Consider the following 8,261-nt stretch of genomic DNA (forward strand, 5'->3'; position numbering starts at 1 on the left):
CTCATGGTGCGGGAGAACATCCGTGCCGCGATCGAGGCCAGGGCGATGATCTGTATCTACGGCCAGGCAGGCCGGGGCAAGTCCTTGGCGGTGAACGCCTCGCTGCGTGAGCTCGCGCCGAAGCTGACGCCCTGGGCCTGCAGGGCCGGCCGCCGGGGCAGCCGATCGAGTTCGACAGGATGCTGCGCGGCGCTCTGGAGGAGACGCACGTCCTGGTCTGTGACGAGGCGCAGTGGCTCTCGAGGATGTGTTTCGAATATCTGCGCTACTTGTGGGATGACGCCGGCTCGGACCTGACGATCGTCTTCACCGGCGGGGACGGCTGTTTCGAGATGCTGCAGAGCGAGCCGATGCTGGAGTCCCGCGTGTACGCGTGGCAGGAGATCGAACCCATGCCGCTGGAGGAGGTCCTCACCGTCATCCCGGCGTTCCACCCCGTCTGGGCGGACGCGGACCCCGATCTGATCGCCATGTGCGATCAGGAAGCGGCGCACGGGAACTTCCGGGCCTGGGCGAAGATCACCCACCATCTCACTGTCGGGATGAAGGAGTCCGGGCGGGTCCTGGACGAGGACCTGCTGCGGTGGTCCTACAGCAAGCTGCGCCACCGCCTGGTGGTCTGACGTGCTGGACTGTCCGAATCCTCCGCCCGTCACGGTGGTCGTGGACCCCTGCGACGACGTGGTCCACACCCGGGCGGCCCTGGCATCCCACGCCCCGCAGCACGGGCGCCTCACCGTGCACCCGACCCCGGGGACCGACGCCGCCATCGCACTCGCTTACGACGTCCTGGCTGCCCTGGGCAAGCCCGTCCCCCTGACCGGCTATCGCCCGCTCGATGCGGGCCCGGCCTGGTCGATTGCGGCCGCCTGGATCCTTGCCACACCCATCACCCACCTCACCCTGCTACGCGCCCACCTGCTCACCCCGCACCGCTTTCGAGCCCTTCTGACGTTACGACGACGGACCGGGGTGCGCCTGATTCTTGTCTGCCACCACCGGGCCATGCGGGCGTTCCTGGAACGGGAACTGCGGCAGGTGGAGCACAGCATCGGTGAAGCCTGCGCCCTGCTGCCCGAGGCCGAACCGACCACCCTGCAGCGCAAAACACCTCAGGCAGAGCGGCCATTGGCGAACCGCTGGATCAGCCTGCCCGCGCTGACCACCCTCAAGGCCCTCGACGACGCAGCCGGTCCTTGCCGGTGTGCTGCGCCGATGGCGGCGGACCGGGACTTCTTCCCGCCGGTGATGCCGCCGGTCACCCAGACCGAGGTCGCGTGGCGGCTGCACCATGCCACAGCGCACCCGCATCTGGCGGCCGAGCTCGCCACGGCCGCGTTCACTGCTGCTTCCACCACCCAGCTCAATACCGTGCACGTCCGTGATCTGGGCCCGGACGCCTCCACGATCACGCTTCACGACCACGGGCTGCGCAGGGGCTGCATGACCCACTCCGTTCCCGCCTGGGCCAGCCCCCTGCTGAGGGCAGCAGCTCTCCTCTGGCACCTCACAGCCGGCAGCAGCGGGCCGCTCTTCAGCGATCCGCTGGGAAGCGAGGGACTGCCGTCCCTGACGGCTTTTGCCGAGGACTGCAAGCTCCGCCCGCCCCAGCCGCCGCGCCCCAAGCCACGTCGTGGCCGGCGCGGGACGGCCCCGAGCGCGAAGGGGACGGAGAAGACCATCTGGCCGGTGTGCACCGCTCACTTCGGGCTCTCGTGGGCCAGGGATGAACCCGACCTGATGCAGGGCTGCCCGTACCCGCCTCCCCACACCCGGAAGACCATCGAACGGCGGAAGAAGGGATGGCTGCCGCCGGACTACGGCCTGCGCGAGCTTCGCCATCTTCGCTGAAAGCACGCGAATTTGCGGCCGGTTGTCGCCGGGGAGTCGTCTGTTGTCGCTGGCCATGGAGTGCCGTGAAGAACGGAGTAGGACTTATCGCAACATTTTCTGGAAACGGGCCCAAATGGTTTGTGCGTAGTATGCCGTCTCGCTATTCGGTACCGATTGCCGATATTCCAGCCAACTCCAGAAGGCTGGAAAGCCGCCACCGACCCCAAAAACGATCTTACCGGTTCACCTCTGGGACACCTTCAGTACCACTGGAATCGGGTACGGATTAACGAGTTCCGCGAGTAGCCGATTTTCTGCATGGGTGTCATCCGGAGGGGCCGGAACCGGGTCGTCCCGCGAGAACAAGCTTGTGACTCCTGTGCCGGCCGTGTTTGCATCCTGGTGATCTCCGGGGGGAGGCGGCGGGGAAAGCCCGCACGTCGGTTGTGCGGTGGAGGCTGCCTTCCCTTCCGGAACACATCCACTAGCGCAGTCATCTGCGGAGGGGGAGAACCCGGTGAAGTTACACGGAATCCGGTCTGGCGTCACGGTCGCGTTATGCGCGGCGCTGCTCGTGGCGGCGGGTGGTACGGGCGCACAAGCGGCGGACGGGGAGCAGCCGTACGGGGGCATCGAGGGCAACTGGACGGGCGGTGATGTCACTGCCCCGGAGCGGCAGATCGAGCTCTCGGAGCAGGCGAAGGAGAAGATCGCCCTCACGGAGGCCTGGGTCCAGGCCCAGGACGGCAAGATCAGCCAGGATGCCTTCGCCAAGAAGGAAAGCCAGTTCCTCACAAAGTACAACCTGACCCACACCGCAGCGCAGAAGAAAGCGGCCGGCGCGAGCGCTTCCGCTGCCGCGGCCCCCAGCTCGCGGGTCCTGGGCGTCACCCACTACGCGCAGGCCCGTAACTACTACTGCGGGCCCGCGACCGGCGCGATGATGATCAAGATGATCGACGGGTTCATCCGCAGCCGCCACAACAACGACGCCTTCAGCCAGGAGAACCTGGCCAACAGCGCGCACATGGACACCAACGCCCGCGGTCTGACGGACTGGTCCTCGAAGAAGTTCGTCTTCGGTCTCAACCGCTGGCGCGGGGAGAGCTACTACGTTCAGGTGCCTTCTCCTTCCCCCGACAACGCGGTGAACACGATGATGCACAGCATCGGCGGCAACGCCAAGCCGATCGCCGCCGACACCGTCGAATTCAAGGGGGGCCGCAAATACAACAACCACCCCGACCACCTGACGATCGGCCACTGGATCGCGGCATACGGCTACCACACCGATGGCCGGTACGGGAAGTGGGTTGACCCGGCGACGTCGGTGTGGCCGGGCGTGTACAAGTCCTTCGAATACAACACGCGTGACTTCACCGCCACGTTCCTCCAGTCGAACGGATACGCCTACTAGCATGCGCGCCAGCCTGACGCTGCCCACCGCCCTCGTGCTCGCACTCGTCGGGCTGACCGCCTGCACCAGCCAGGAGCCCGGGGCGGCACCCTCAGCCAAGCCCACCAGCCCGCCGGTGTCGCCCCCGGCTTCCTCTACACCCCCGCCGCCGCCCGCGGCTCCGGGGAAACCCGCTTCCTTCCGCGTGGTCCGTACGGTTGATTCCGCCTCGGCGGCGCCGGCGACCGATCAGCAGCGCACCCGCCGCTACACCACGAAGCACACTGCCGGCGACGGCAAGGAGTCCGGGGTCCTGGACCTCACCGCCACAGGCTCCACAGTCACCTCCGTGTCCGCCAAAGCGACCGTCACGGACGGCGAAATCCGGCTGGCGGAAGAACAGGTGGGCATCACCGACGCTCAGGCATCGTTCACACCGCTACCCGAAGCTTCGGGTACGAAGTGCGGCCGCTCCCCCCGCCAGACGGCAGCTGCGACGGAGCGGGACGGGACGGTGGTGTGGAGCGAAACCGCGAGTACCAACCTCTACAACCTCGACTGGTGTGTCTTCGCCTACAACCCAGCCTCGAAGTCCACCGTGCTCCTCGGCGACTCCGCAACCGTCTCCAACCGCATCCCCCCACCGGCCGGCGGCTACGCGGTCACCGCTGGGAACAAGCGCGCGTACTGGGAGACCGCCTACCCGTTGACCGATGCCGAGACCACGCCGATCTCGGCGAAGATCATGACCAACTCGCTCGACGGTCGCGCAGGACTCACCACGGCCGTCGACAACGCGAAACTGCCGCGGGTCCAGGGCGATGACCTCTACTACGTCCGGTCAGGCGATGTGGACGCCTCTTTTGCCCAGGACCGTTTCGAGATCCGCAAGCGCGACGCCGCCGGCCGTGACAGCCAGGTCGTTTCCGGCCCCCTGGCCAAGGACCAGATCCTCTCCACCCTCAGTGTCTCCGCCGGGCACATCTCATGGGTCATCTCCGGCCCCGACCACAGTTCTCTGCTCCACATCCTCGATGTGAAGGCCAGCACTGCCGTCACGGTCAAACTCGGCCATGTCGGCCCGCCCACCATGCACCTGTACTCCACCGACACCCTGATCGCCTGGGGCAACGGCAGCGCTTCTGGCGACCCCGGCGAATACGTCTACGACCTCGTCACAGGCAAACTCTGGAAACTCGGGAGCCAGGGCGGCTACAGCAAGATCATAGCCAAGGGCAAGTACATTGCCTGGGCTCACATCGCAGGCTCCGGTCCGGACGGGCGGGCCGTGTACGACATTGCGGAGTGGAAAGGATAGCCACCGACGTTCCCAGACGGAACGCGGCTGCGCCAGAGCCCCGCAGACTCTGCCCCGCCCGAAGCTGCTCTACTGCGCCCATTGGACTCCGAGGTCGGCGAGTGCGCGGAGCTGGTCGGGGTGGAGTCGGTCGTGTCGTTGTTTCTGGTTGGCGAGCCACACGCCGGTGCGGTGTTCGGTTCCGTCCGGGAGCCGTTCGATGTGGGCCCGGCCGGGTAGGCCGCTGCCTTCGCGTTCGATGTACTGGGTGAGGGCCTGTACGCCCTTGTGGAAGGCTTCCGCGGTCCGCCCGGTCGTGGTGGTCGTGCCTGGCTTCGCTGCGGCTGTACGGGCGCCTGTGGGCGCCGCGGTGACGCCGAGTTCGGCGAGGCGGTGTTGCTGTTCGGTGTTGAGCTGGTGGTAGTTGCGTCTCTGGGTGGTGAGCCAGCGGCCGATGTCGTTGCCGTGTCGGGTGACCCCGGGGGCGATCGCCGAGAGCAGTGCGCCCTCGGCGAGGAGCTGCTGCAGGTGGGCGTGGTGGCGTTGCCAGTCGATGGTCCATCCGAGCGTGCCGGGGTTCCAGTCGGGGTCGATGGCGGCGAGCTGGTCGGCCCGTCGTGCGGCGCGTGCGGGGTTTTTGCCGAGTCCTCCGGGCCGGCGGATGTTGGTGAGCCACTGCCCGACCGGCTTGTCGAGCGCAATCGCGTGTCGCGGTGCTGCGAGGGTGCCGTGCTGTTCGTAGTAGGCCCGTGCGGCGGCGAGGTTCTCTTCGAAGGCGGTGTCGGCGGTGTCCCACACGATCCCCAGCTCCTCCAGTTCGGCGGCCCGCTGGCCGGTCATCTGCCCGGCGCGGAAGGTGCGGCGTTGGTCGGAGAGCCACCGCCCGAGCGGGTGTGCACGCTCTACGTGGTCGTAGGGGACGTCCAGCCCGCCCTCGCGCTCGCGGTACCGCCATGCAGCCTCGATGCCCCGGCGCCAGTCGGCGCGTTCGGTGTCGAAGATCTGGTAGCTGATCCACTTGGCGATCAGTGCGGGGTCGCGTGGGGCGGCGAAGCGGAGGAGCAGCCGTGCCTCGTCTTCTCCGTCGGCGGGGGCTTCGCCGATCGGGAGCGACGGTGCTACGACATGTTTCTGGGCTTCCTGTGGAATGGCGAGCATTTCCACGGCGCGTTCATCGTGCGCCCGGAGCCCATTCAGTACCCGAATCAAAGGCCCGTATGATTTCGAGGAGAGAATGTCGTCGGGGTTCTCGTCTGCGGCCAGGAACACCGGCACGATCAGGGTGGCCGTTTTCCCTTCTCCCGGTTTCTGGCGGAGGGCGCGGCCGATGGCCTGGACGATGTCGACGGCTGATCCTCTGGGGTCGATGAGGGCTACTGAGTCCACGGCCCGGATGTCGACGCCTTCGCCCAGGACCTTGCAGTTCGCCATGACGGCGCGCCCTGCCCGCCGTCCGAAGTCGGCCAGGACAGCGGCCCGGTGTTCGGCTTCGTGTCCTCCGTGGAGCCATCCCGTCCACAGGGTGGCGGGGTGCCGTTCGGGGTCGGTGGCGTGGAGGCGGGCGGCGACGCGGGGGAGTCCTTCGGCGAAGGCTTGGGCCTCGATGGTGCGGTGGTGGAAGGTGATGGTGGTCTTCAGGTCGTGGGTGGCCATGGTCTCCAGGAGGGTCGTCTGCATCGCGGCGAGCCGTTGGCCGCGCAGCTGCTCCTCGTAGCGTTCCCCGCCGTGGAGCCGGTCCGGGGTGACGACGGGGTCGACGAGTTCGGCCACGACGACCTGGTACTTCGCCAGCAGTCCCCGTGTGATCGCGTCCGCGAGCGACAGCTCGTAGACCACGGGCCCGAACACGCTCTCGTCGTCCATGGAGCAGGCCATCTCCTTCGGGAGCCGGTCCCAGGCCCGCCGTGTCCGGCCAGGCGTCTCCTCGTCCACGACCGCGGCCTGCGCCTCGTAGAGCTCTTCCTCCCGCCGGCTGCGCGGCGGCCGTTCCTGCCAGACCCGCGGGGTGGCGGTCATGTAGAGCCGGCGCATGGCGGGGATGACCTCTTGGTGGTGGACGTCCGCCCAGGCCTTCCCTGCCGCCCCCGAGGTCCGGTGTGCTTCGTCGACGACGACCAGGTCGAAGATGTCCATCGGCAGTCCGTACTCGCCGCGGTGTGCTTCGGCGATGACGGGGAGGGATGCGTAGGTGGCGTAGACGGTGACGGGGCCGCGGCCGTGCCACAGTGCGAGCTGCGGCGCGGAGGTGGTGGACCGCAGGGCGAGCTGCCACAGCTGGGGGTCGTCCTGCAGTGAGCACACGGCGACGGCGGGCCCGGTGTGGCCGGCGTTGCGCCATTCCCGGGCGGTCTGGGCGAGGAGGTCCAGGGTCGGAAGCAGGACCAGGACCCGCCCGCCGCGCACGAGCCGGAGGGCGGCCGCGGCCGCCATGAACGTCTTCCCGGTCCCGCACGCGGCCACCACCGTCGCGCGCAGACCGGCCTCGGGGATACGCTTTCCGGGTGGAATATCCAGCCCCCGGACGATGGCCTCTACGGCCTCTTCCTGGTGGGGCCGGAGCATGATTCTGCCAGGTTCCTGCATTCGTCGCTCCGCTGAAACAGCCCGCCGGGCGGGAGTGGCCAGACCCTCGGGATCCTACACAGCACATCATCTCGTGATGCACACTGTTGACTGTACCCCTCACACCTCCGCAGCGGTGACGCCTTCCCGCAGCGCACCCCACCGGATGCCCCTTCCCGGACACCGGCCCCCACGTCCAGTGCGGGAGCGGATTCAAAAGGGCGGAGTGACGGACGGCTGCGACGCCTGGGGCTCGGTGTCCAGTTTCGCCAGGCGGGCGCGGATGGCGCTGGGCTGGCGTGAGAAGTGCCGGGCGAGGGCATCTGCGTCATGACCCGATGCGTGGAGTTCGAGGAGCTGCCGGTCGTCTTCCTCAGTCCACCGCTGGTAGGCGTTGCCGTGCTGTTTGCGGACTTGCTCCACGGTGTAGGCGCGGTTGTCGGGCTGCGGGACGGCGCGCGCAGGGCTGGGGGTGAACCCGGCTTCCCTCAGCGCGTCCAAAGGGAACGAACCCACTTCGGTGCCGTGCAGCCACAGAATGGCCATGCCGTTTTCGAAGGTCATCACGTCCGCCTGGATATCAACGACCCTGCGCATGATGTCCGGGTCGTTTGGATCAGGCATGAAGTCGTTGAAGCGCAACCGCATCTGAGGTCCGGTCATGTCAGCCATGAAATCCAGCGTGCCCGCCGCAGGGCCGGCTGAACAAACCCAAACCGCACACCGCTGCCGGTACACAGGGCTCCCGAAGACAACAGCAACGGGCCGGAGACCGCCAAACAGAGTCTGCGACATCCCCGGCCGCAACACACCAGCCCCCACCACCCCACTCTTGCCGGCCTGTTTTTCCCTGGTGGTTGAAGCGAAGCGGAGACCACCGGGCGCGGCTTGCCGCGCCCCTGAGCCGCAACGCGGCTCACCCCTGCCCGGCGCAACGCGCCGGGCCTTCACTCCAGGCGGTTGGAGCGAAGCGGAGACCGCCGGCGCGGCTTGCCGCGCCCCGGTCCGCAACGCGGACCGGCTCCCTGCCCCGCGCAACGCGCGGGGCATTCACTCCCCAGCCCGCAGCGCGGGGGGCCCCGCTCCGCGTCCCGGGCCGGCGGCATGGCCGCCGGTCCACTCGGTGGGGACCCATCTCCTCAGCTCCGGATGAGGGCTCTGCGGGATGGACCG

The 8,261-nt window shown here is 68.1% G+C and carries 6 protein-coding genes; 4 read left to right on the plus strand and 2 right to left on the minus strand.

Features of this window, described 5'->3' with window-relative positions; translation table 11 throughout:
* The first annotated feature begins 179 nt into the window (after positions 1-179).
* From AB0O36_RS27110 to AB0O36_RS27125, 4 genes are all read left to right on the plus strand, one after another.
* Positions 180-623, plus strand: coding sequence for an ATP-binding protein (locus tag AB0O36_RS27110; protein WP_365114815.1), 444 nt, complete (start codon positions 180-182; stop codon positions 621-623).
* Position 624: 1 nt separating this feature from the next.
* A complete protein-coding gene (locus AB0O36_RS27115) occupies positions 625-1,851 on the plus strand; it encodes a hypothetical protein (protein ID WP_365114816.1) in 1,227 nt (408 codons plus the stop codon).
* A 499-nt stretch (positions 1,852-2,350) separates the two neighbouring features.
* Positions 2,351-3,250, plus strand: a complete 900-nt coding sequence (locus AB0O36_RS27120) for a hypothetical protein (RefSeq protein WP_365114817.1) — start codon at positions 2,351-2,353, stop codon at positions 3,248-3,250.
* A gap of 1 nt (position 3,251) precedes the next feature.
* A complete protein-coding gene (locus AB0O36_RS27125; RefSeq protein WP_365114818.1) occupies positions 3,252-4,547 on the plus strand; it encodes a hypothetical protein in 1,296 nt (431 codons plus the stop codon).
* Between the two features lie 69 nt (positions 4,548-4,616).
* On the opposite strand, the gene AB0O36_RS27130 is transcribed toward AB0O36_RS27125, so the two are convergent.
* Both AB0O36_RS27130 and AB0O36_RS27135 read right to left on the minus strand, forming a co-directional pair.
* Positions 4,617-7,088: a Helicase associated domain protein gene (locus AB0O36_RS27130; protein ID WP_365114819.1), complete on the minus strand. Its 2,472-nt coding sequence runs from the start codon at positions 7,086-7,088 to the stop codon at positions 4,617-4,619.
* Between the two features lie 213 nt (positions 7,089-7,301).
* A complete protein-coding gene (locus AB0O36_RS27135) occupies positions 7,302-7,760 on the minus strand; it encodes a hypothetical protein (RefSeq protein WP_365114820.1) in 459 nt (152 codons plus the stop codon).
* Positions 7,761-8,261: the final 501 nt, after the last annotated feature.

This window comes from Streptomyces sp. NPDC089799 (assembly GCF_040684755.1).
Lineage (GTDB): Bacteria > Actinomycetota > Actinomycetes > Streptomycetales > Streptomycetaceae > Streptomyces.